Source organism: Allomuricauda sp. TY007, from assembly GCF_010468565.1.
Classification (GTDB): domain Bacteria; phylum Bacteroidota; class Bacteroidia; order Flavobacteriales; family Flavobacteriaceae; genus Flagellimonas.
Genome location: NZ_WUEG01000003.1, coordinates 258,050 through 279,808, shown reverse-complemented (window position 1 = coordinate 279,808; position 21,759 = coordinate 258,050). Strand labels below are relative to the sequence as shown.

Annotated in this window: 25 protein-coding genes; 11 read left to right on the top strand and 14 right to left on the bottom strand. The window is 41.2% G+C overall.

The window, feature by feature from the left end; all coding sequences use genetic code 11:
• Nucleotides 1-14: 14 nt before the first annotated feature.
• Nucleotides 15-542: a CvpA family protein gene (locus GO009_RS04645; RefSeq protein WP_163625044.1), complete on the bottom strand. Its 528-nt coding sequence runs from the start codon at nucleotides 540-542 to the stop codon at nucleotides 15-17.
• Nucleotides 543-603: 61 nt separating this feature from the next.
• Here GO009_RS04645 and GO009_RS04640 point away from each other — a divergent pair, with 61 nt between their 5' ends.
• The 4 genes from GO009_RS04640 to GO009_RS04625 all read left to right on the top strand — a co-directional run bounded on the left by GO009_RS04640 (nucleotide 604) and on the right by GO009_RS04625 (nucleotide 3,826).
• Nucleotides 604-960, top strand: a complete 357-nt coding sequence (locus GO009_RS04640; RefSeq protein WP_163625043.1) for a hypothetical protein — start codon at nucleotides 604-606, stop codon at nucleotides 958-960.
• On the top strand, nucleotides 961-1,269 hold the full coding sequence (locus GO009_RS04635; protein ID WP_163625042.1) for an antibiotic biosynthesis monooxygenase: 309 nt from the start codon (nucleotides 961-963) through the stop codon (nucleotides 1,267-1,269). It abuts the gene before it with no gap.
• A 4-nt stretch (nucleotides 1,270-1,273) separates the two neighbouring features.
• On the top strand, nucleotides 1,274-2,941 hold the full coding sequence (locus GO009_RS04630; RefSeq protein ID WP_163625041.1) for a glycerol-3-phosphate dehydrogenase/oxidase: 1,668 nt from the start codon (nucleotides 1,274-1,276) through the stop codon (nucleotides 2,939-2,941).
• Nucleotides 2,942-3,187: 246 nt separating this feature from the next.
• The gene (locus GO009_RS04625; protein WP_163625040.1) at nucleotides 3,188-3,826 is read left to right on the top strand and encodes a hypothetical protein; all 639 of its coding nucleotides are present in this window, start codon (nucleotides 3,188-3,190) and stop codon (nucleotides 3,824-3,826) included.
• Between the two features lie 9 nt (nucleotides 3,827-3,835).
• On the opposite strand, the gene GO009_RS04620 is transcribed toward GO009_RS04625, so the two are convergent.
• Nucleotides 3,836-4,837 carry an NAD(P)H-dependent glycerol-3-phosphate dehydrogenase gene (locus GO009_RS04620; RefSeq protein ID WP_163625039.1) on the bottom strand — a complete coding sequence of 334 codons (1,002 nt, stop codon included), beginning with the start codon at nucleotides 4,835-4,837 and terminating at the stop codon, nucleotides 3,836-3,838.
• 124 nt (nucleotides 4,838-4,961) lie between these two features.
• On the opposite strand from GO009_RS04620, the gene GO009_RS04615 reads away from it, so the two are divergent.
• Nucleotides 4,962-5,882, top strand: a complete 921-nt coding sequence (locus tag GO009_RS04615) for a nicotinic acid mononucleotide adenyltransferase (protein ID WP_203532344.1) — start codon at nucleotides 4,962-4,964, stop codon at nucleotides 5,880-5,882.
• A 112-nt stretch (nucleotides 5,883-5,994) separates the two neighbouring features.
• Here the strand turns inward: GO009_RS04615 and GO009_RS04610 are convergent, their stop codons facing one another.
• The 8 genes from GO009_RS04610 to GO009_RS04575 all read right to left on the bottom strand — a co-directional run bounded on the left by GO009_RS04610 (nucleotide 5,995) and on the right by GO009_RS04575 (nucleotide 12,075).
• Complete coding sequence (locus tag GO009_RS04610; RefSeq protein WP_203532342.1) at nucleotides 5,995-6,600, bottom strand: DinB family protein; 606 nt, start codon at nucleotides 6,598-6,600, stop codon at nucleotides 5,995-5,997.
• A 2-nt stretch (nucleotides 6,601-6,602) separates the two neighbouring features.
• Nucleotides 6,603-7,427, bottom strand: coding sequence for an META domain-containing protein (locus GO009_RS04605; protein WP_163625038.1), 825 nt, complete (start codon nucleotides 7,425-7,427; stop codon nucleotides 6,603-6,605).
• Complete coding sequence (locus GO009_RS04600; protein ID WP_163625037.1) at nucleotides 7,424-7,843, bottom strand: META domain-containing protein; 420 nt, start codon at nucleotides 7,841-7,843, stop codon at nucleotides 7,424-7,426. Before GO009_RS04600 ends, GO009_RS04605 begins: the two co-directional genes overlap by 4 nt.
• Nucleotides 7,844-8,025: 182 nt before the next feature.
• Entirely contained in the window at nucleotides 8,026-8,577 is a 552-nt protein-coding gene (locus GO009_RS04595) for a dihydrofolate reductase family protein (RefSeq protein WP_163625036.1), read from the bottom strand.
• A gap of 34 nt (nucleotides 8,578-8,611) precedes the next feature.
• Nucleotides 8,612-9,319 (bottom strand): membrane or secreted protein, encoded by a 708-nt coding sequence (locus tag GO009_RS04590; RefSeq protein WP_163625035.1) that lies wholly within the window; start codon nucleotides 9,317-9,319, stop codon nucleotides 8,612-8,614.
• Nucleotides 9,320-9,402: 83 nt separating this feature from the next.
• Nucleotides 9,403-9,882 carry a cytochrome c family protein gene (locus tag GO009_RS04585; protein ID WP_163625034.1) on the bottom strand — a complete coding sequence of 160 codons (480 nt, stop codon included), beginning with the start codon at nucleotides 9,880-9,882 and terminating at the stop codon, nucleotides 9,403-9,405.
• Between the two features lie 117 nt (nucleotides 9,883-9,999).
• The gene (locus GO009_RS04580) at nucleotides 10,000-10,959 is read right to left on the bottom strand and encodes a YheT family hydrolase (RefSeq protein WP_163625033.1); all 960 of its coding nucleotides are present in this window, start codon (nucleotides 10,957-10,959) and stop codon (nucleotides 10,000-10,002) included.
• A 138-nt stretch (nucleotides 10,960-11,097) separates the two neighbouring features.
• Nucleotides 11,098-12,075: a nitronate monooxygenase family protein gene (locus GO009_RS04575; RefSeq protein ID WP_163625032.1), complete on the bottom strand. Its 978-nt coding sequence runs from the start codon at nucleotides 12,073-12,075 to the stop codon at nucleotides 11,098-11,100.
• A gap of 117 nt (nucleotides 12,076-12,192) precedes the next feature.
• Between GO009_RS04575 and GO009_RS04570 the strand changes: the two genes are divergently transcribed.
• The gene (locus GO009_RS04570; protein ID WP_163625031.1) at nucleotides 12,193-12,681 is read left to right on the top strand and encodes a thioesterase family protein; all 489 of its coding nucleotides are present in this window, start codon (nucleotides 12,193-12,195) and stop codon (nucleotides 12,679-12,681) included.
• Between the two features lie 11 nt (nucleotides 12,682-12,692).
• Here the strand turns inward: GO009_RS04570 and GO009_RS04565 are convergent, their stop codons facing one another.
• Both GO009_RS04565 and GO009_RS04560 read right to left on the bottom strand, forming a co-directional pair.
• A complete protein-coding gene (locus GO009_RS04565; protein WP_163625030.1) occupies nucleotides 12,693-13,589 on the bottom strand; it encodes a DMT family transporter in 897 nt (298 codons plus the stop codon).
• Nucleotides 13,589-13,939 carry an arsenate reductase family protein gene (locus tag GO009_RS04560; RefSeq protein WP_163625029.1) on the bottom strand — a complete coding sequence of 117 codons (351 nt, stop codon included), beginning with the start codon at nucleotides 13,937-13,939 and terminating at the stop codon, nucleotides 13,589-13,591. Before GO009_RS04560 ends, GO009_RS04565 begins: the two co-directional genes overlap by 1 nt.
• Nucleotides 13,940-14,113: 174 nt before the next feature.
• Here GO009_RS04560 and GO009_RS04555 point away from each other — a divergent pair, with 174 nt between their 5' ends.
• Nucleotides 14,114-14,581, top strand: coding sequence for a DinB family protein (locus GO009_RS04555; RefSeq protein ID WP_163625028.1), 468 nt, complete (start codon nucleotides 14,114-14,116; stop codon nucleotides 14,579-14,581).
• Here GO009_RS04555 and GO009_RS04550 read toward each other — a convergent pair.
• Nucleotides 14,578-15,318 carry a DUF3298 and DUF4163 domain-containing protein gene (locus GO009_RS04550; protein ID WP_163625027.1) on the bottom strand — a complete coding sequence of 247 codons (741 nt, stop codon included), beginning with the start codon at nucleotides 15,316-15,318 and terminating at the stop codon, nucleotides 14,578-14,580. The genes GO009_RS04555 and GO009_RS04550 overlap by 4 nt on opposite strands.
• A 75-nt stretch (nucleotides 15,319-15,393) precedes the next feature.
• Here GO009_RS04550 and GO009_RS04545 point away from each other — a divergent pair, with 75 nt between their 5' ends.
• From GO009_RS04545 to GO009_RS04530, 4 genes are all read left to right on the top strand, one after another.
• Entirely contained in the window at nucleotides 15,394-16,548 is a 1,155-nt protein-coding gene (locus tag GO009_RS04545) for a cystathionine gamma-synthase (RefSeq protein WP_163625026.1), read from the top strand.
• Between the two features lie 129 nt (nucleotides 16,549-16,677).
• Complete coding sequence (gene gdhA / locus GO009_RS04540) at nucleotides 16,678-18,018, top strand: NADP-specific glutamate dehydrogenase (RefSeq protein ID WP_163625025.1); 1,341 nt, start codon at nucleotides 16,678-16,680, stop codon at nucleotides 18,016-18,018.
• An 85-nt stretch (nucleotides 18,019-18,103) separates the two neighbouring features.
• Nucleotides 18,104-18,823: a DNA repair protein RecO gene (gene recO / locus GO009_RS04535; RefSeq protein WP_163625024.1), complete on the top strand. Its 720-nt coding sequence runs from the start codon at nucleotides 18,104-18,106 to the stop codon at nucleotides 18,821-18,823.
• A 2-nt stretch (nucleotides 18,824-18,825) separates the two neighbouring features.
• Nucleotides 18,826-21,246: a TonB-dependent receptor gene (locus GO009_RS04530; RefSeq protein WP_163625023.1), complete on the top strand. Its 2,421-nt coding sequence runs from the start codon at nucleotides 18,826-18,828 to the stop codon at nucleotides 21,244-21,246.
• Between the two features lie 177 nt (nucleotides 21,247-21,423).
• On the opposite strand, the gene GO009_RS04525 is transcribed toward GO009_RS04530, so the two are convergent.
• The gene (locus GO009_RS04525) at nucleotides 21,424-21,717 is read right to left on the bottom strand and encodes a hypothetical protein (protein WP_014032450.1); all 294 of its coding nucleotides are present in this window, start codon (nucleotides 21,715-21,717) and stop codon (nucleotides 21,424-21,426) included.
• Nucleotides 21,718-21,759 lie beyond the last annotated feature (42 nt).

Genomic DNA, 21,759 nt, shown 5'->3' with positions numbered 1-21,759 from the left:
TAAAAATGTACCGTTTATATAACCTCTTCCTTTGCCTCGATTTGGTTTGAAGGATTATTTTCATCATCAAAAACGTAGGAAAAAACCAAGGCACCTATTTCTTTGATGGGCTCGTAGAAAACGGACTCTTCTTTGGTTTCCTCATTAATTAATCCGAGGGGGGAGGAAAGCTTTTCGAAGAAAATAAGAAATGCCCCAAGGATTACAGCGACTTTAAGGGTGCCAAAAATACCTCCGGCAATCTTGTTCAAAAGGCCCAGCATGGCAAAATCGGCAATCTTGGTCAGGAATTTCCCGGCCAAGTTCACTACAATGATGATGGCAAAAAAAGTAATCAGAAATGCGACAATTTTAAGGTATTGGTCGCTCCAATCAAACCGCTCGGCAAGGTAGTTGCCCGTAATGTGAGAAAAATGGATGGCACCGTAAATTCCCGCAATCAGGGCAATCAAAGAAGCCAGCTCAACAAAAAGACCGTTTTTTAAGCCTTTGTAAAGGCCCCAGACCAAAAGAATTCCGATGATAATATCCAAAAAGCTCATACACGGGTTTTAACAAATATAGAATATTGATTTGTACCTTTGGTACTCATTCCAGAAACACATGTCAAGAGACGAGCAATTAAAGGAACGATGGGAATATTTGGTGGAAAAATTGTCCGCACAATTTTCTGATGGCGACCCGCTGGAATTGGACGGAATTGTCTATTTGGTTGGCGTACAGGAACTGGGCAATTTTCATCGCAAATTTAAAAAGGACGAAAAAGTCAATTTGATGCATATTGCCATCTGTAGATTATTGGAGCCTTATGGCTATTACGATTTTGATTTTTTCGATGATGACGGATGGCCGCATTATAAAATTAAAGAGCAATTACCACCGCTCAAGGCCGGGGAACAGGCTGTTTTAATGAAAGAGGCCGTAGTCAATTATTTCTTGGAAAAAGAATACATCACATAAATGGAGCTTAAAAAACCGTACTATGCCGTAATCTTCACCAGCCTGAGGACCCCCGGGGACCAAGGTTACGCAAAAATGGCAGAAGAAATGGAAACCCTGGCCAAAACTCAACCTGGCTTTTTAGAAATGGAAAGTGCTCGGGATGGATTGGGCATTACGGTCAGCTATTGGGAAAGTTTGGAGGCAATCGCTAACTGGAAAGCCCAATTAGACCATAAAAAAGCCCAAAAGCAAGGAATCGGGCAGTGGTATTCTTGGTACAAGGTCAGGATTTGCAAGGTGGAACGCGAGTACGAATTCAATAAATAGACTCATGAGCGAGAACATTGCTTTTTCAAACGTAGATAGAAAGAACAACCTGCAAAAGATTACCAAGGATACTTACGACCTTGTGGTAATTGGAGGGGGAATCACCGGTGCGGGCATCGCCTTGGATGCATCTTCTCGCGGCATGAAGGTGCTTTTGCTCGAAAAAGGGGATTTTGCCTCGGGTACCAGCAGTAAATCCACCAAACTTATTCACGGTGGGCTACGTTATTTAAAACAGTTCGATTTTTGGTTGGTGAAAGAAGTAGGTTCCGAAAGGGCCATTGTACATAAACTGGCCCCACATTTGGTAATACCCGAAAAAATGTTGCTTCCGCTTATCGAAGGCGGTTCCTACGGAAAATGGTTGACTTCCATCGGCTTGAAAGTATACGATATTCTGGCCCAGGTTTCCGATGATGATAAACGGCAAATGCTGGAGAAAAAGGAGGCCATGAAACTAGAGCCCCTTTTGCCCAAGAAGATTTTGAACGGCGCAGGGTATTATGCCGAGTACCGTACCGATGACGCTAGACTTACCTTGGAAAACCTAAAAACCAGTCTTCAATTTGGTACAGAAATTTTCAACTACACCAAGGTCACCGATTTTATTTACGAGGATGAAAAAGTAGCAGGGGTAAAGTTTACGGATGAGGTGTTTGGTGATGAGTACAGCGTTACATCAAAATATGTGATTAATGCCGCGGGACCTTGGGTGGATGAACTCAGAAGTGTCAATCAATCCAAAAAAGGCAAGCGATTGCATTTGACCAAAGGGGTTCACTTGGTGTTTCCAAAGGAAAAACTTCCCGTGAAGCAATCCGTTTATTTTGATATCCCCGACGGGCGGATGATGTTCGCCATACCACGAGGGAAGGTAACCTACATTGGCACCACTGATACCAATTACAATTCTGATAAGGATCATGTAACTACCGAATTGGCCGATGCCATTTATCTGATATCCGCAGTAAATAATATGTTTCCGGACATTGAATTGGAGTTGGACGATATCATTTCGTCATGGGCCGGACTACGTCCTTTGATTCACGAAGAGGGGAAATCAGCATCCGAGCTATCACGAAAGGATGAAATTTTCACTTCCGATACAGGATTGGTAAGCATAGCGGGAGGCAAACTGACGGGATACCGCAAAATGGCGGAGCGTACCGTAAACCGTATTGCCAAAAAAATGGAGGAAGACCACGACGCCAAATTGGAGCATTGTACCACGGATAAGATTCCACTTTGTGGAAACGACTTTAAAAAGTTTAAGCACGTAAAAAAATATATCTCCAATTTACAAGAAAGGCTACAGAAAGATGGGTTTACCAAATATGATGCCTGGTACTTGGTAACCACTTATGGGAAGCAGACCGAATCCATTTTAGAACTCTATGCCCGCATTAAAGGAGATAATCCCAAGGAAAGGATGATCAGGGCCGAAGCCCAATTTGCCATTGCCCACGAAATGGCGTTGAACCCATTGGACTTTTTTATTAGAAGAACGGGCCGACTTTATTTTGATATCGATAGTGTCCGAAAACATAAAGCCTCAGTTTTCGAAGAATTCCAGAAAGCCTACAATTACTCCACGGAAGAAATGGAGGCTTTTTCAGTAGAGCTGGATGCTCAATTAAAGGAGCATTCCGATTTTTCGTTGGAGCGGGAGTAATCCAACCTGTCATCTATTTTTTCTTTGCCAAAATCTATCAATTCGAGTAAAATTCATCGGATTTTGTATCGAGAATCGGGTTTTGTCCATTTCCATTTCTCGACACGATTTTTCTTTTCAAAAAACCTCAGAATTGCCATTCCGTCAACTAAAAACCTTTGTCCGTCAACCCAAGAGGAGCATCCGTGGGTTTTGAGGATATTGAACGATAAATTTTATATAGCTTCGTCTCAACCCTATTTCCAAATGAAAAAACCATTAATATTTCTATTCCTACTACCGTTATATCTGGTTGCCCAAAATAATTCAAGGGAGAAAAATTTCTTTCTCAATTTGGGTGCTGAATTCAGGATTACACCCATTCACAAATCTGGAGATCAAGCAGTAGCCACAAACTTTATTAATCCTGACTTACAAAATTCTGGCCCAGTACTTAATATCGGATTGGATTATTTTTTCACTCAAAATTTTAGCGTAGGGTTTAAAAACTCTGTAAGATATGATTTGATAACGACCCATATCGATGAAACATCTTCAGAAACAGAGAGGGGACTAATGTTCGGTTATCATTTTGGTTTTAACTATCACTTTCAAATTTTTAAAAAAGGAGATTTGTTGGTCAATGCTGGGCTTAGCTTGCTCAATCGAAAGAGTGAATATGCTCGTACCGAACCTATTTTCAATGAAGAAGGAGATGTCGTAGGGTCAAAGACATCCATGGATAATTATAATTTTAGTGCAAACAAAATTTCCGTTGGTTATGGAAAAGGTAAATCCAAAATAATGATGGGTATTTACATATCTCGCAATACAAAGTATTTTGAAGGAAAGGCGACCTTTATGGTACCATTTATAAGTTACAGTATTGACATTGCCAAGTTTTGACCTTATAATTCAATCCAACTTCTCCGTCAATTTCTCAAAGACCTTTTTCGGGTTCTTGTTTTTATAAAGTATTTGATGGACTGCATTGATAATCGGCGTTTTGGACTTCTTTTGCAGTTTGTCCATAAGGTCGTGGGCACTTTTGGAAGCATAATAGCCCTCGGCCACCATGTTCATTTCCATCATAGCGCTTTTTACGGTGTAGCCCTTTCCGATCATATTGCCGAACATACGGTTCCTACTAAAAACGGAATAGCCTGTCACCAACAAATCGCCCAAATAGGCAGAAGCATTGATGTTACGCTTCATTTTGTACACACGGTCAATAAACCGCTTCATTTCTCGGATGGCATTGCTCATCAACACACTTTGGAAGTTGTCCCCATAGCCAAGTCCGTGAGCAACTCCAGCAGCAATGGCATAAATATTTTTCAGCATAGCTGCGTATTCCGTTCCTATGATATCATCAGAAATTTTAGTGCGGATATAGTCGCTTTTTAAATGTTTGGCAACCATTTTGGCCTTATCGGCATCGGCACAGGCAATGGTTAGGTACGATAGGCGCTCCAGAGCCACCTCTTCGGCATGGCAAGGTCCCGTGATCACACCTATGTTCTCAAAAGGAATTTCATATTTCTCATTAAAATGTTCCCCCACGATCCGTCCACTTTCGGGAACAATGCCCTTAATGGCCGAAAAAATAATTTTATCCTTTAAGGAAACCGTCAAATTTTGAAGCTCCCCTTCCAAAAAAGCAGATGGGATAGCAAAAATGAGCACATCAGATGCTTCAACAATCTCATTAATATCATGGCTCATAACAAGTTGGTCCACATCAAACTCCACAGAGCTCAAATAATTGGGATTGTGCCATTCCTTTTTAATATGACGAATAGCGGAATCGCTTCGCATATACCAGTTTACCTGATCCAAATTTTCGGTCAACATTTTTACGATAGCAGTTCCCCAGCTTCCACCTCCAAATACTCCAAACGTAAGTTTGTCTTTCATGCATCTAATTTATGGTGTAAAGCTAAAAAATAAAATCATCAGCCTGTTTTTATATGATTATCAAATAGTTAAAGAATTTGGCATAGTGCTTGGTCTATATAAAGAGAACTTTAAAACCTCGATTATGGAAAATAGAAAACTACTCTTTGGAATTTTATTCATAGGTCTTTTGGCCAGTTCTTGCTACACTGAGGTTATTGTAGAGGATGATCTTATAGAAGAACCGCCAGTCAATACCGCCTTGGTTTTGGAATCGCATGATCTTTGGTATGTGGATATCAACGAAACCCGTGGAAATGGAGAAGTTCCCTTTTTGCAACGTGCTTTCACCATTTCTTTTGATAGGGGAATCGTTTATGCCAACAACAACCTTTCTGGCTTGGGAAAAACGGGCAACGGATTGGGCATTGATGTGGGTGCGTACGCCACCTACAGCGGTCAGGTGGAAATAGACCACGATGTGGATGGTCTTTGGTTATTGGAAGTTATCGCCTTGGATTATAATACATTGGAAATCTACGACCCCCGTTCAGATACTTCCTATATTTTGGAAGGCTATCAAAGAAGCAATTTTGACTACGATATGGTATTCTATGATAACATCCACTACTTTTTGCAGGAATATCAAGTTTGGGAAAAGACCTATACCAGTGAATTAGGTGCCCTAAATGAGTTTGACGAGGAAAATTACTTGCAGTTTTTTGATGATGGAAATGGATATTTTAGATCTTCGATAGATGCTCAGGGCATACCATTGTCCAACCTACAATGGGATTATGAAGGTGATTATGAAGTGTATGATGTGGTTAACGATGCCTCATTGAAAACTTTAACACTCGATTATGCCTTCTTGGGCAATGATTATTTTGAGTTGTACGTTATTAACGATAGTACCATAGAGTTGTATCACGTATCCAGCGGAACGGTGTATGAATTTACAGGAAGAGGATACATTCAATATTTAAAATCGAGTGATGTAACGGGCAAAAAACGTTCAAAAACAAAAAATCCAAAAATGAACGTTACCCGTCAACGAAACAAGTAAGTAAGAGCAGTATTGTTCGACTTTACAAATAAGTTTTTTGGTTGGTTATTTAGTTAAGAACCGCCCCCAGTATTTAAACTTGGGGCGGTTCTTTTTTGAAGCGTGCAGTTATTTATTCCTTGGTTTTTCCCAAAAACACATTTACGTTCGGGTTTTGCGGGTTTCCACTTGCCCTTCGCATCAAAACAATTTGCCCTGTATGTTGAATGCAATCTGCAATCATACCATTGATCATGTTCCAATACGGAAATTCCGATGTCCTCTCCCCTTGCTTAAAAATTACTTTAAAATGCTCTATTTCTTCAGGGCTTTTGCCCAAAACCTTGTTGCTCGCAGCATTTAAGTTTTGCAGGGTGAGAGCGCGAAGCTCTTTGTAGGAGTATTTTGGAGGATTCTTGGGGTGCTCATACGGTTTTGCATCTGGTGCCAATAAAATATTTTTGGACATTATATAAATATGTTCCAAGGTTTCCATAACGGTACGCCCATCTTCCGAAGGTTTATAGTCAAGATTTTTTTGTGATAAGCCTTCCGTGGCCCAATAATATCGATATCCCAATCCATCAATCATTCGGGACACCACATTGCCCGAAGCATAATCTGGGGGATAGGCAGGGATTTCTTTGTAAGGTAGTTCCATGGCTTGTGCTTGAAGGTTTGAATAGGCCATCAAGATAAAGAGAATGGTGGCAAATTGATAGTGGAAACCATTTTTCATAATCAGTCTATTTTTTTAAACACAAGAAGGTTTTCTTTGGAACCATTGGATAGGTACAATCTGTTGTTTTCCACTTTGTGTTTGGTACTGCGCTGTAATGCCTTTAAAAACTCGGATTCCTTTTCCATATTCGGGCAGGCCATTCGGGTGGAGGCTACTTGGGTAAAGCGTAGCACATCTTTTTCGTAAAAAATACTGCCGGTCATCCGGTTACAGCCAGAAAAACCTGAAAATCTATTGTTGTTGATGTTGATTTCCATATTGGGAACATCGTTCCCGTTAAAATCCTTTTTGGATACGGGTGCTCCTTGCATTTCTTCCAAAACCCAAATATCGTGAAGCTTATAGTCCGTAATGTACGACCCACAGCCCTCCAGAACACGGGTTTCATCTCCGTCTGTACTTTTATAGGAAGCGGTTACGGTATAGGGAAAAACCTCTCCCGACATGGCATTGATGCATTCCTTGTTCGAAATAATAATGTCCATTTGGGTTGCCTCAGTTTTAATACGGAACATTTTAATATTGGCATCTTGTGCCTTAATTGCTTCTGATGGTGGTGTTACAATAGTATCCTCCATGGTCTGAAGCTCAATTTTGTCATCATAAATTTTGAGTCCCCAAAAAGGTTCGGTTCCAGTGGCTTTAAAATAGCTTCCATCAATTTTTATGGTGATGGGTTCCATTTGCCGTATTTGTTCTTTCACTTGAACCGTGTCCTTTGTTTCCATTTCTGATGACCCGGGTTCGGAAGTTTCTTGTTTTTTCTTTTCAATACAGTTGGAGAACAAAAACAATGCACAGATTGGAATGAGTATTTTTCTCATGGTTTAACTTTTTTGAAGCGCATCATGGGCACTTCGCCCATTAATAGGTTGAGTTTGCCGTCTTCAAAGGAGTAGCCATCTATTTTTTTCATCATTTCCAAGAATTGCCGTTCGCTGCCCCCACAGAACATCATGGTGGTTGGTCCCGGCTCTCCGAAAGAGATGGAGTTGCCATTCAATGTATAATCGGCAGAATATCCATTGCAACTGTCGGTTCCGGATACCTTGCCCGATTCTTTGTCAAACGAAATTTGAGGTTTTTTTTCGGGAAAAAGACCTTCAAAGGCAATTCGTGGTCCAGAAATATATTCGAGTTCCCAAGTGGGGCCGTACAATGCTTCTTCATCGGATTTTGGTCCACTACAGGATTCAGCCAGTAGAACAGCAGTAAAAAAGAGGATGACTGAGGATTTCATTTTACAGAAATTAATGGTTAATGTATCAGTAAAATACTAAAAATATTACTTGTAAGCATCAATTCTGTTGGGGAAAATAGTTCGGAGGGGTGGTTCCATTTGTAGTATTGGCCGAGCGGTGGCAGGAATTTTCAGAGTAAACTGGCAAAAACAATTACGTATAACCGTCTTTGTTTTCATTGTCATTCGTTTTTTGGTTGATAATATAGAATTATAGCTCCATTCTTAAAGGTTTTATTCTTAACAAGCTTAAAAATAGTCCTGTCGTTTAAGTTTTCAAACAATGGCAAGCCTTTTCCTTCAACCATGGGATGAATGCAAAGTTGGAGTTCATCGATTAATTCGAGTTTTATCAGCTGTATGATTAAACTGCGACTACCAACAAAAATATCTTTACCCGGTTGTTGCTTGAGTTCTATAACTTCATCTTTTAAGTCACGTTTTGCTATTGTTACACTTTCCCATGCTACATTTTTAATCGTGCGGGAAAAAACTATTTTAGGGATGCTGTCTATAGCCATAGCAAAGTCGTTCATTGATTTTTCTTCGGAGGGATTTTCTAAAAACGTCTGCCAAAATTCCATAAGTTGATACGTAGTTCTGCCATATAAAATTGCGTCTCCCTGACCTAATAATTCCGTATAATGTTGATGTATTTCTTCATCGGGTATTCCAGCAGTATGGTCGCATATCCCGTCAATTGTCATATTCAATGCTGCAACAATCTTTCTCATGGTATTTTCTCAAAATGATTATCAAACGTATAACTTATAGCCTTCTATGGCTCCAAACCTCATAAATGGGTTGTCCTTTACTGCTGAGTCCAGAATGGTGCCAATCACCGTCCTTCAGTTCGTAGTTGAACTCTAAGCTTGCACCTACCCTGGAATCATCCCTGGAAAAAAAACCGATATTTTCGGTGTATTTGCCATCAATAGTGGTATAGGTACCACCACCTGTTCCCATAAATTGTTTGGTTTCCGTGTTAAAGGCAATCCATTGAAAACGGGTGCCGGACAATATCTTCATGGTTTTTCGTGGCCCCGAGGTATCGCGCTTTACAATTTCACCTTCGCGTTTTCTGCCGGATATCAGCCAAGCCCCGAATAGATCGCCTGGGGTTCCGTCGTCAATCCGGGTCCATGTATACCCACCCAATTCAAGGGTATTGTTTTTTAAGGTGTATGAAACGGATTTGGTTTCCCCGACCAAGTTGGGGCTCTGGTTGGCAAATTCGTAGGTAAGGTCAAGGGTGTCGTCATTCAAGGTGTAACTGCCTCCTTTGGTGCCTATAAATTTTCCGTGGGCTTTTCCAAAAATGGCCTCCGAAAAAAAAGTGCCCGCAAAAATAAGGGTATGTTCCGTTTGGTCTCCCGTAGCATCAGATTCTGTTGCGATCCATGCACCATGCAAGTCCTGTGCATGTGCAAGAGGGGCAACAAATAAAGAAACAGCAAGCAATATTGATTTTGTCATGGCCTAAAAGTTTTTATTAAGATAAAAAAAAGCTGCTGTTTTGCGATAAAACAGCAGCTTTTCAATATAATTAGGTCGGTTTGTTAGAGCGTTCTTAAGTACTCGGCTATATCTCTCGCCTCGCCTTCAGTTAGGTTTTGATTAAGCATTATCGCATTGTTGTATTCTTTCAACAAAGCTTTTGCAATGGGGTCTTCTTTCAGCATCCCATCAGGGTTTAGGATCATGTTCATTACCCATTCAGGGCTTCTTCTGTCGTAAACTCCTTTAAGGGCAGGCCCGATCATGCGTTTATCGATCATATGGCAAGCAACACAAATGGCATCGAATTTGGCTTTTCCGCGCGCAGCCATTTCATCATTGATTTCGTCGGGGAATTTTAAATTGGTTATGGGTCCAATTCCTTTGTTGTCCAAATCAACGGGAACACCTTCTTTTTCTTCAGCTTTTTTATCTTCAGTTTTGGTACGGCTCACCTCAAAACCATCTTTTTTTTCTTCTTTTTTTCCGCCGCAGCTCACTATCAAGGCACCCAAGGCCAAGAACATTACAATTTTTTTCATTCTGGTTCTATTGAATTTTGTTTGTGTAAACGTAGGCACTAAGATAGGTAATTAGCCAATAACATTATGGGCATTTCTGTGTTGATCATCACAATATAAGATCAGAAAACGTTGTAGTTAGAGAGAATTAAAGAAATCCAAAGCTCTTTTTTCGGTGTAAGTGATGTTTTTTTTGCCCCAAAAACCAACATGTCCACCATAGGTTGGGGTTTCCAAATAAAGTGAATGGTTGTTTTCGGTTTCTTTGATCGGATAGCATTCCGGTCCCAAAAAAGAGTCGTTTTTTGCATTAATGATCAAACTCGGGACTTTGATGTTCGGCAAAAATTGAAGGGAACTGCATTTGTGGTAATAATCCAAGGCATCCTTAAAATTGTGCGCCTTACTGGTGTAGATGTCATCAAAATCTTTTAAAGTCTTAATTTTTTTGATGTCGGTTTCGCTTATGTTTTCGGGAAACATTTGTTGCTTTTGCCTGAGCTTGCCCAATAAATTTCCTTTGAAGCGGATGGCGTAGAGAATATTTTTTCGACTGAGCAATTCCTGGCAAGAATCGTGAAGATTACAGGGTACGGATACCGCAACAGCACCTTTCAGTTCCCTTGGAACATCGTTTTCTTCCCCCAAATATTTAAGCAGTAGGTTTCCTCCCAAACTAAAACCCTTCAAGTAAATTTCGGAGTAATCCCTTGTATTTAGGATATGGTCGAGCACCTCGATTAAATCTTCAGTTGCCCCAGAATGATAGGAACGGTACATTTTGTTGGGCTCGCCACTGCATCCACGATAGTTCACGGCACAGGCATCGTATCCGTTTTTGTTTAGGATTTTGGCGCTTCCTGTAATATAAGGGCGTTGGGCATCTCCTTCCAACCCATGGAGAAGGACCACCAATTTTTGGGTTGGTATTTGAGAATCGCTCCAGTCCAAATCCAAAAAGTCCCCATCGGAAAGGGTGAGTTTTTCCCTTTTTTGGACCACGCCGTTTACCGAACGGATAATGCCTGAGTAAATGGTGGCAAAATGACCGTTTTTAAACAGAAAGGGAGGAGTGTAATCGGAATTGACTTGGGGCATTGGTACAATTTTAGTTTAAAAATTACTCGATAATTGAGATTTAAATACTCCGAGGCTTGCCTCGAAATCAAAATATGTTTCCCTATCAATGCCTCGTGGGCCTGCCTTTGTCGGCAGACAGGCTAGCCCCGGGGCAGTTTACTCTTTCGGGAAGGTTTTTAAAAGGTTTGCCTGTTCTTCAACCGCTGTTTTAAATTCGCCTTTCAAGTTTGCAACGAGTTTTGATACAGGCAATACATTGTCTATGGTCGTTACCCCTTGTCCGGCAGACCAAATCGTTTTCCATGCTTTGGCTTCGGTATCCAGTTCTTTGCCAAAATCAATTTTTGTGTCTTTTTTCAAATCTTCTTCGGTTATTCCGGCAGCTTTTAAACTTTCTGCCAGGAAATTGGCGTGCACCCCCGAAATGGCAGCAGTGTAAACAACATCGCTGGCGCCGGCATCGATGATCATTTTTCGATATTCATCTGCGGCCTTACTTTCTTCTGTATTGATAAATCGAGTGCCCATATAGGCAAGGTCGGCACCCATTTGAAGCGCAGCGGCAACATCACGTCCGGTACTGATGCATCCGGATAAAATTATGGTCTTGTCAAAGAATTTCTTTACCTCGGCGATCAAGCTCATCGGGTTTATGGTACCACCGTGCCCGCCTGCTCCGGCTGACACCAAAACAAGTCCGTCCACGCCTGCTTCGGCAGCTTTTTCCGCATGACGTTTTTTAATGATATCGTGAAAAACCAAGCCTCCGTAACTATGAATGGCATCTACCACTTGGCTCACAGCACCTAAAGAAGTGATTACCAATGGCACTTTGTGCTTTATACAGAGTTTAACATCCGCCTCCAATCTCGGGTTTGTAGGGTGTACCACAAGATTGACACCAAAAGGAGCCGCTTTTTTACCTGTTTCCTCTTCAAAAGCCTTTAATTCGGATTTTATTTGGATGAGCCATTCCTCAAAACCTTCGCTTGTACGCTGATTTAATGCGGGAAAGGTGCCCACTATTCCATTTTTGCAACATTCCACCACCAATTTTGGTCCCGAAATCAAGAACATGGGTGCGGCAATTACAGGAAGTGATAGATTTTTGATGAATTCAGCTTTTTGGCTCATGGATTATGTGTTAAACTATGTTTAAAAATAGGAACAATTCTTCTTCCGTATTGGAATCAGTTATCAAAACTATGGTATTTTTACAATTATTATGCATGCATAACAAAATAACCCGCTATGTTTTTTAAAGAATTTGAGATCAGATGGAGCGATACGGATGCTAATCGGCACTTGGCGAATTCCGCTTATATCAATTTTATGAGCCATACCCGAATGGCTTATTTGCAACAGCTTGGCTTTAACCAAAAGAGTATGGCCGCCCATAATATTGGTCCCGTGGTCTTTTACGAGCACGTATACTATTTTAAAGAAGCATTTCCTGGCATGCCCGTAAAAGTTTCGTTGGAGTTTGTAGGAATGAGCGAGGATGGTATGTTTTTTGAGTTCCGGCACAATTTTTACGACCATAAGGGCAAAAACTTTGCACGTTGTGAGATGATGGGCGCTTGGATAGATTTGAAAGAAAGGAAACTAACAGGATTGCCCGATAAGTTTCTCAAGGCTTTTGAGTCCATGGAAAAAACAGCAGATTTTAAAACATTGACCAAGGCGGATACCCGAAAGCATGTGCAGGTGCCGAAAGATTTGGAGGTGGCTCAATCTTAGTTTGAACTAATTTAGCTTAATCTGGGCTTCGGTTTTTTACTCGCCAAATAAACGCCTACCAGCACAAAGGCCATTGCAGCAACCTTAACCAGGGTTAATTCATCTTTGCCAGCAAACAATGCGAAAAGTATCCCAACCAAAGGTTGCATGTACACAAAAGCCCCAACGGATGAAGCCTTGAGCTGTGTCAATGCAAAAATATTGAACAAATAAGTCAAAAATGTGGTCCCGATAACCACAAAGGCAATAGAACCATAAGCCCAAAGAGGCATGGCGGACCATTGAATCTCCATTGCTTCGGGAAGTGTCAATGGCAGATTAATGACCACTCCAATGGTAAACAACCATTTCATTAGAGTAAAAGGATGATACTTTTCAATCAGTTTTTTGACGACAACTAGATAAGCACCATAGGAAGTGGCATTTATAATGAACAAAAAGTTGCCTAAAGGTATATTAGGTGCATTTTGACGCGCCTCAGCTCCAAAAAGAATAAGCCCCACCGCACCTACAAACCCCAAAAAAATCCCTAAGCCTTTGTTCAAGGTAATTTTCTCTTTCAGAAAAAGGGCTGAGATAACCACTACGATTATAGGAGTAATGGTCACCAGAACAGCACTGTTGATGGGAGTGGAAAGTTGTAGGCCTTTAAAAAACGAAAGCATATTTATGGACATACCCAATAGGGCACAAACCAACATGCGGCCCCAATCCCGTTTCTCGATTTTTTCCTTGGGGCCAAAAAAGGAAATTAACCAAAAAAGAAGCGCAGCTCCCCCAACACGGAGGAAAATAAACCCAAAGGGTTTAACATGCGTGGGCATGACCCCTTTGGCCAAGGTGTGGTTGATACCGTAAATTATAGTGGCGCCAATAGCGGCCAAAATAGCTAGGGTTCTTTTGCTCATCAATGCAGGGCTTGCTTGGCAGCTTCTACCGTTTTTTTGGAGTTGCCGACAAAAATCTCTTTATCCACTACAATCACGGGTCTTTTTAAAAAAGTATAATGCTCCAGAATCAAGTCTTTGTAATCACTTTCGGAGAGATTCTTTTCCTGAAGTCCTCTTTGGCGGAAAAGCATGGCTCTTCTACTAAAAAGCGATTCATAGCTTCCGCTGAGCTCTGCCATTTGTTCCAATTGTTCGGGAGTAATGGCCTCGGACTTTATTTCTTGGAGTTCCACGCCGTTCAACGGTTCCAATTCCTTAAGGATACGCTTGCAGGTTGAGCAACTGCCCAAATGGTATATTTTTTTCATGACAATGATTTTTGATGGACAAAGGAAATCAAAAATCCATCAAAACACATTACGAACATGTAAATTCAACAGCATTTAAAGGCAGTGTTTGTTTTTTTGCTGATGGATTGATTACGCTTTGGGGATACTTTTTCAGATTTTAGGGTTAGTTTTACATCAACCAATTGCTATCCCATGGAAAAGTTATTCGATATTCTTCTCAAGAACAGAAAGATTCTTCACGGCCACTTGGTGCATACCCCAAGAGAGGACTTGTTCAAAATTCCTGAAGGTTTCAACAACAATATTTGGTGGAACATTGCCCATGTGGTGGTTACGCCCCAATTATTGGTTTATGGATTGAGTGGTATGGATTTTACCATCGAAAAAGAACTGATAGATAAATACAGAAAAGGAACATTTCCCGAAGGAGAGCCGACAAAGCAGGAGATGGAGAAAATATCAGCCTATCTGTTCAGTACGGTAAAGCTTATCCAGTTGGACTATGAACACGGTAAGTTCAAGAGTTTTAAGGAATATATGACAACCCCAAAAATTGGTTTAAACAATGTGGAAGACGCTTTGGCTTTCAATGTGTTTCATGAAGGGCTTCACCTTGGGGCCATCTTAGCATTAAAAAAAGCGTTGGAAAGAGACCGTTAGTGCTTCACTTTTCTTTCTAAATAGGTATTGATTTCGTCATACGGCAAAATCAAAACAATGGGTCCATCGGCATAAGATGCAACCTCGTATTGATTATATATGAGCTCTATGCCTTCTTCGGTATATCCTATGTTGTTCGATAAATGAAAAGCATCTCCATCGAACATAAAGCCCGTGGCATTGATATTTTTGTTCTGTGGGATGTTTTCCTGAATTCGGAACTTGGACTCTGCAAAATCTTCAAAACCTTCCAAATCATCAAAAAGTTCCGAGTTTTCCAGTTCCTTGCCCTGCTTTTTGTCAAAATTTAAAAAAGAAGTGGAAGCATATCCATGTGCTCCTCCGGTAAATGAGTACGAGTTTAGCACTAATGTAATAATGTTTTCATCCTCATAAACTACTGTACCATCTATCTCGGCCTCCCATTGCACCTCATCGGGGAATTTGGCCTTAAGTTCCTTGTAGCTCGCAGTAAACGATTGCAGGGCTTTGTCCACGCTGTCAATGGTTTCATCGTCATTAAAGGATAAAATACTGATAATCTCTTCTTGTAGTGCAATATTTATAGCCTCGGAAACTGGGGAGTCGTCCAGCGCATTGGGAATGTTGATCTCTATTTTTGGACAACCATTGCAGTTTTCACCCAGTAATCGGGTCGGTTCAAAAGTAAGTTTGCTTTCTGTTTGGCAACTTATCAATAGGCACAAAAAAAAGATTGTTACAAGGTGCTTTTTCATGGGTCGAGGTTTTTGGGTCATCAAAAATAATACTTCGGAAAGATAACGATACATTTGTAGTAAGATAGTTTTGGCATGAGCAAAAAAGAGTTAAAGTTCAACAGTAAGGCCATTCACGGTGGGCAGCAGCCCGATAAAGCCTATGGTGCGGTAATGCCTCCCATTTACCAAACCTCTACCTATGCGCAATCCACTCCTGGAGGGCATAAAGGATACGAATATTCCAGAGGGGCAAATCCTACGAGAACTGCTTTGGAAAATGCGGTGGCCAGCTTGGAAAATGGCAACTTTGGTATGGCTTTCGGCAGTGGAATGGCCGCTATAGATGCCGTGATGAAGCTGTTGGGCCCAGGTGATGAGGTAATTTGCACAAGTGATTTATACGGAGGCAGCTATCGACTCTTTAAAGGAGTGTATGAAAAATATGGAATCAAGTTTCGCTTTTCGGATATGACGGATATAAAGGAACTAGCTTCGCAAATCAATAAAAATACTAAACTGGTGTGGGTGGAAACGCCTACCAACCCCATGATGAACATTATTGATATTAAAGCTGTTTCAAAAATTTCGAAAGAGCATAAGTTGCTGTTAGCGGTGGACAACACATTTGCCACACCTTACTTGCAACAACCTTTGAAGCTCGGTGCAGATATAGTGATGCATTCTGCCACTAAATACTTGGCCGGACATAGCGATGTAGTGGTCGGGGCTTTGGCGGTAAAGGATGAAAAATTGGCCGAACAACTCTATTTTATCCAGAAATCCAGCGGAGGTATTTGTGGTCCCATGGATAGTTTTTTGACCCTTCGTGGTATTAAAACCCTTCACGTGCGCATGCAACGACATTGCGAGAATGGGGAATTGATTGCCAAATATTTGGAGAATCATCCTAAAATCGATAAGGTGTACTGGCCTGGTTTTGAATACCATCCGAGCCACGAGGTAGCAAAAAAACAGATGAGCGGTTTTGGCGGCATGATTTCCTTTGTGCCCAAAGTCGGGAGCTACGAGAGTGCTATAAAAATTGTGGAGAACCTTCAAATATTTACCCTAGCTGAATCGTTAGGAGGTGTCGAAAGTTTAGTGGGACATCCGGCGAGTATGTCGCACGGTAGTATTCCAAAGGAAGAACGAGAAAAAAATGGTGTGGTCGATGCCCTGATCAGGCTTAGCGTAGGCATTGAGGATGTAGAAGATTTGATTGCAGATTTGGATCAGGCCTTGAAATAACATTTTTTGAAAAACTTATAAAATAAATGCATTCAAATTATTGAAATAATATAATTTTGCCCTCAAATTCATAATTCAATAAAAAAACACTTTTCGCGAGCGGAAAGACAATTAATTTTAACCCAATATATGGAAGCAAAAATAAAAGCGTTTATGGATGAGGTAATTGCCAGAAATGGTCATGAGCCCGAGTTCATACAAGCCGTGCAAGAGGTTGCGGAAACCGTGATACCTTACATAGCACAGAACGACATATACCACGGTAAAAACATTCTATTGCGAATGGTAGAACCTGAGCGATTGATTTCATTCCGTGTGGCATGGATAGATGATGATGGCGAAATCCATGTAAACCGTGGCTACCGTGTGCAAATGAACTCGGCCATTGGGCCGTACAAAGGGGGACTTCGTTTTCACCCTACCGTAAACGCCAGTGTGCTTAAGTTCTTGGCTTTTGAACAAGTTTTCAAAAATAGTTTGACAACCTTGCCCATGGGTGGAGGTAAAGGGGGGTCCGATTTTGACCCTAAAGGTAAGTCGGACGATGAGATTATGCGTTTTTGCCATGCTTTTATGACCGAGCTGTGCAGACACATTGGTCCAAATACAGATATTCCAGCAGGTGATATAGGTGTAGGTGCCCGTGAAATCGGGTTCCTGTTCGGGATGTACAAGAAAATACGTAACGAGTTTACCGGAGTGTTAACAGGGAAAGGACTTTCTTGGGGAGGCTCCTTGATTCGTCCTGAAGCAACCGGTTATGGTACGGTTTACTTTGCCGATAGCATGCTCAAAACCAGAAACGAGACTTTTGAAGGTAAAAAAGTAGTGATTTCAGGCTCTGGTAACGTGGCGCAATATGCTGCTGAAAAAGTATTGCAACTTGGAGGTACCGTATTAACACTTTCCGATTCCGGAGGATTCATCTACGATAAGGATGGTATTGATACCGAAAAACTGGCCTTTGTGATGGATTTGAAAAACAACAAACGAGGAAGAATTGCCGAGTATGCCGATAAATATCCATCAGCAGAGTTCCACAAGGGAGAAACACCATGGAAGATTGCTTGCGATATCGCATTGCCATGTGCCACCCAAAACGAATTAAATGGGGAAGATGCTGCTACCTTGATCAAAAACGGATGTATTGCCGTGGCAGAGGGTGCAAATATGCCTTCTACACCCGAAGCCATTCATGCATTCCACGATGCGAAAATTCTGTTCGCACCAGGTAAGGCCTCAAACGCAGGTGGTGTGGCCACTTCGGGATTGGAGATGAGCCAGAACTCACTTCGTATTAGCTGGACAAGGGAGGAAGTGGATAAACGATTGAAAGGAATTATGGCCGATATCCATGACTCTTGTGTGGAATATGGAGAGGAAGACGGGTATTGCAACTATGTAAAAGGAGCCAATATTGCTGGCTTTGTCAAGGTTGCAGATGCTATGCTGGCCCAAGGGGTGATCTGATCCGGTTACCAAAATAATTTTAGATTGGCAGTTACCAGAAGTAGTGGTTACATTTACACTTCTGGTAACTGCTTTTTTTTAGCCCATGCAAATCACAACAAAGGCCATTGTTCTCTCTTCCCTAAAATATGGGGACACCAGCCTTATTGTTAGGGCCTTTACGCAGTCCGATGGGGTAAAATCGTATTTGCTAAAAGGAGTTCTCGCTTCCAAAAAGGCTAAAATTAGACCCGCTTATTTTCTTCCTCTAATGCAGTTGGAGATTGTGGCCAACCATAAAAACAAGGGCACTTTGGAAAGTATCCGCGACGTTAGGGTGGCCATTCCTTACCAAACCATGCACACCGATGTTGTAAAGAACAGTGTGGTGCTATTTTTGGCTGAAATGTTGGGAAACAGTATTCAGGAACAAGAGCAGGATGAAGGTCTTTTCAATTATTTGGAGTATGCCCTCCATTGGATGGATGCGCATAAGCTCTCGCCTAATTTTCACATCCTGTTTTTGCTCAATCTTACCAAGTTTTTGGGCTTCTATCCAGACACTTCTTACCAAAACTCGCCATTTTTTGATCTTTTGGAGGGTCGTTTTTGTAAAAACCCATCACTTAACCCCTTGATTCAGGGTGAAAACTTGGAGAATTTCAAGAGATTTTTAGGCACGAATTTTGAGGTGTTACAGATGATACAACTAACTAAATCTGACAGACGAGAGCTCTTAAAAACGATAATCCAGTATTTCCACTTGCATGTGCATGGATTTCGGGAACCAAAGTCTCTCGCCGTATTAAATGCAGTATTTACCTAACAATGCAAAACCTAAAATCAACCTTACCTCTAATTTTTTTATTGCTTTCCGTAACATTTTACGCCCAAGAAATAACTGTTTTGGATGCTGATACAGGAGTACCAGTGGACAATATTGCCATTTTCAATAAAGATCAGAGTAAGACTACGGTAACAGATTTCAATGGAAAAAGTGAACTCGATATTTTTTCGTCTGATGAAAAAATCACTTTTAAACACATTAGTTATGAAACCTATATCACTACCAAAAATCAAATAGAAAGGCGCGGCAACCGAGTTTATCTCCACTTAAAAACAGAAGAACTTCAAGAAGTAGTGATGTCCGTCTCCAAATGGGAGCAACAAAAAAAGCATATCCCCCAAAAAATTGAAACTTTTGATGCCCGAAATATTGCGTTTACCGCTCCGCAGACCTCTGCAGATCTTTTGCAGAACAGCGGAAAGGTGTTCGTTCAAAAAAGTCAATTGGGAGGAGGAAGCCCCATGATCAGGGGATTTGCCACCAATCGGATTTTGTTGTCCGTGGACGGTGTTCGGATGAACAATGCCATTTTCCGAGGCGGAAACCTTCAAAATGTGATATCCATTGATCCTTTTGCTATTAAAAAAACGGAGGTAACCTTTGGTCCGGGCTCTGTCATCTATGGGAGTGATGCTATTGGCGGTGTGATGAATTTTTATACACAAGATCCACGCTTTTCCTTTACAGATAGTCTTGCTTTCTCTGGAAATGTGAATTACCGATATTCAACCGCTAACAATGAGAATACCGCCCATCTGGACTTTAATTTTGGAAAGCAAAAATGGGCATCCTACACCAGCTTTACCTACAACAATTTTGATGATCTGAAGATGGGCAAGCACGGGCCTGAATCCTATTTGCGCAACAATTATGTGATTCGTGAGAACGGAACCGATGTTTTGGTAGCGAATGATGATTCTAAAAAGCAAGTGAGTTCAGGATACGACCAAGTAAATTTTCTTCAGAAGTTCACCTATAAACCCAACAGCACTTGGAACTACGATTTGGGACTGTATTATTCCGAAACCTCCAATTATTCCAGATACGACAGATTAATAAGGCCTAGTAAGGATGGTGATGGACTTCGTTCGGCAGAATGGTACTATGGTCCACAAAAATGGTTCATGGGAAATTTTCAAATCACCCAAAAAGGAAAAAACAAATTCTATGATGGAGTAAAACTGACCACGGCCTATCAATATTTTGAAGAAAGCCGACACGACAGAGGTTTTCAAGATCCTGAACTTTATTCAACCCGGGAAAAAGTAGATGCCCTATCCGTAAACTTGGATTTTGAAAACAAGAAAATGGGAGACCTGCACCTATATTATGGTGCCGAGTATGTCTTTAATAAGGTCGATTCCAAAGGAAGCATGCAAAATATTGAAACGGATGAAGTAGCGGAAACAGCTTCGAGATATCCCGATGGTTCTACATGGCAAACCTTGGCCGGGTATATAAATGGAGAATACCAATTAAAGCCCAACCTTACTTTATTATCGGGAATCCGGTATAGTCAAGTTTGGGTAGATGCTATTTTCGATACCACCTATTACCCCTTCCCTTTTGATGAAGCCGATATTATTACCGGAGCGCTTACAGGAAGTTTGGGGCTAAGCTGGTTCCCAAGATCCGATTTACAGGTGACCTTGAACGGCTCTACTGGATTTAGAGCACCCAATATTGATGATATCGGAAAAATATTTGACTCCGAACCTGGCTCGGTAGTAGTGCCCAACCCCGATTTGGAACCCGAATATGCCTACAATGGCGAGCTGGGACTCAGAAAAAACTTTAATGATGTTTTGGTTTTAAAAGGTGCCACTTACTACACTTACTTGGTCGATGCTTTAGTGCGAAGAGATTTTTCTTTTAACGGGCAAACCGAAATTGAGTACAACGGAGAACCAAGCAATGTGCAGGCAATACAAAATGCAGCCAAAGCCTATGTGTATGGTTTTGAGTTTGGATTGGAAGCCTATTTTAACGAACACCTTTCCTTAAACACCAATTTAACCTTAACAAAAGGAATTGAAGAGGACGATGATGGAACCGATAGCCCATCCCGCCACGCAGCACCCACTTTTGGCGATGTACATTTGATTTGGGAAAATCAAAAGTTAAAAGCAGATGTATTCGTCAACTATAACGGAGAGGTAAGTAACGATGATTTGGCGATTTCCGAACAGGGCAAAACCTATATGTATGCGAGCGATGCCAACGGGAACCCCTATTCGCCATCTTGGTACACCTTAAATTTTAGGTCACAATATCAGATTACCAATGCATTAAAGGCATCCTTAAGTTTGGAAAATATGACCAACCAGCGTTACCGAATGTATTCTTCGGGTATTGCTGCCCCAGGGACTAATTTGGTTGTGGGATTGGGATATGTATTTTAAAAAGCAAAGAGGGTTTCTAAAAAGTATTGAAATGCGTCATTCTGAATTCATTTCAGAATCTCATTATGCTGATAAACCAATTGTTATGAGAACCTGAAACAAGTTCAGGTTGACGGAAACCTCCTTTTAGAACCCCTCTTCTTTTTTTGAGACTTTTTGTCGTGAGCTAGTTTAAAGCTACATGCTATCAATAGCTTTTTTCGCAGCCTCTTTTGTGGCGTCTATGGTTTCTTCACCAGCTTTTTTAATGCTGTCCAGAGCCTTTTCGCCCATTTCTTTGGCGTCTTCGCCAGCTTCTTTCATGGCATCTGCGGCATCTTCTGCGGCTTTCTCTAAATCTTCACCAGCCTCTTCCAAGGTTTTTGCAGCTTCCTCGGAAGCCTCCTCGGTTTTGTCCTTAGTGTCCCTACAAGAAGTCATAACGGACACGGACAAGGTCAATGCCATTGCGGCAATTAGTACTTTTTTCATGATTTATATGGTTACGTGTTAATGAGGAATCAATATAGGGAA

Coding starts and splice junctions, on each gene's coding strand:
- GO009_RS04645 (WP_163625044.1), bottom strand. CDS start 542: ATGAGCTTTTTGGATATTATCATCGGAATTCTTTTGGTCTGGGGCCTT.
- GO009_RS04640 (WP_163625043.1), top strand. CDS start 604: ATGTCAAGAGACGAGCAATTAAAGGAACGATGGGAATATTTGGTGGAA.
- GO009_RS04635 (WP_163625042.1), top strand. CDS start 961: ATGGAGCTTAAAAAACCGTACTATGCCGTAATCTTCACCAGCCTGAGG.
- GO009_RS04630 (WP_163625041.1), top strand. CDS start 1,274: ATGAGCGAGAACATTGCTTTTTCAAACGTAGATAGAAAGAACAACCTG.
- GO009_RS04625 (WP_163625040.1), top strand. CDS start 3,188: ATGAAAAAACCATTAATATTTCTATTCCTACTACCGTTATATCTGGTT.
- GO009_RS04620 (WP_163625039.1), bottom strand. CDS start 4,837: ATGAAAGACAAACTTACGTTTGGAGTATTTGGAGGTGGAAGCTGGGGA.
- GO009_RS04615 (WP_203532344.1), top strand. CDS start 4,962: ATGGAAAATAGAAAACTACTCTTTGGAATTTTATTCATAGGTCTTTTG.
- GO009_RS04610 (WP_203532342.1), bottom strand. CDS start 6,600: ATGAAAAATGGTTTCCACTATCAATTTGCCACCATTCTCTTTATCTTG.
- GO009_RS04605 (WP_163625038.1), bottom strand. CDS start 7,427: ATGAGAAAAATACTCATTCCAATCTGTGCATTGTTTTTGTTCTCCAAC.
- GO009_RS04600 (WP_163625037.1), bottom strand. CDS start 7,843: ATGAAATCCTCAGTCATCCTCTTTTTTACTGCTGTTCTACTGGCTGAA.
- GO009_RS04595 (WP_163625036.1), bottom strand. CDS start 8,577: ATGAGAAAGATTGTTGCAGCATTGAATATGACAATTGACGGGATATGC.
- GO009_RS04590 (WP_163625035.1), bottom strand. CDS start 9,319: ATGACAAAATCAATATTGCTTGCTGTTTCTTTATTTGTTGCCCCTCTT.
- GO009_RS04585 (WP_163625034.1), bottom strand. CDS start 9,882: ATGAAAAAAATTGTAATGTTCTTGGCCTTGGGTGCCTTGATAGTGAGC.
- GO009_RS04580 (WP_163625033.1), bottom strand. CDS start 10,959: ATGCCCCAAGTCAATTCCGATTACACTCCTCCCTTTCTGTTTAAAAAC.
- GO009_RS04575 (WP_163625032.1), bottom strand. CDS start 12,075: ATGAGCCAAAAAGCTGAATTCATCAAAAATCTATCACTTCCTGTAATT.
- GO009_RS04570 (WP_163625031.1), top strand. CDS start 12,193: ATGTTTTTTAAAGAATTTGAGATCAGATGGAGCGATACGGATGCTAAT.
- GO009_RS04565 (WP_163625030.1), bottom strand. CDS start 13,589: ATGAGCAAAAGAACCCTAGCTATTTTGGCCGCTATTGGCGCCACTATA.
- GO009_RS04560 (WP_163625029.1), bottom strand. CDS start 13,939: ATGAAAAAAATATACCATTTGGGCAGTTGCTCAACCTGCAAGCGTATC.
- GO009_RS04555 (WP_163625028.1), top strand. CDS start 14,114: ATGGAAAAGTTATTCGATATTCTTCTCAAGAACAGAAAGATTCTTCAC.
- GO009_RS04550 (WP_163625027.1), bottom strand. CDS start 15,318: ATGAAAAAGCACCTTGTAACAATCTTTTTTTTGTGCCTATTGATAAGT.
- GO009_RS04545 (WP_163625026.1), top strand. CDS start 15,394: ATGAGCAAAAAAGAGTTAAAGTTCAACAGTAAGGCCATTCACGGTGGG.
- gdhA (WP_163625025.1), top strand. CDS start 16,678: ATGGAAGCAAAAATAAAAGCGTTTATGGATGAGGTAATTGCCAGAAAT.
- recO (WP_163625024.1), top strand. CDS start 18,104: ATGCAAATCACAACAAAGGCCATTGTTCTCTCTTCCCTAAAATATGGG.
- GO009_RS04530 (WP_163625023.1), top strand. CDS start 18,826: ATGCAAAACCTAAAATCAACCTTACCTCTAATTTTTTTATTGCTTTCC.
- GO009_RS04525 (WP_014032450.1), bottom strand. CDS start 21,717: ATGAAAAAAGTACTAATTGCCGCAATGGCATTGACCTTGTCCGTGTCC.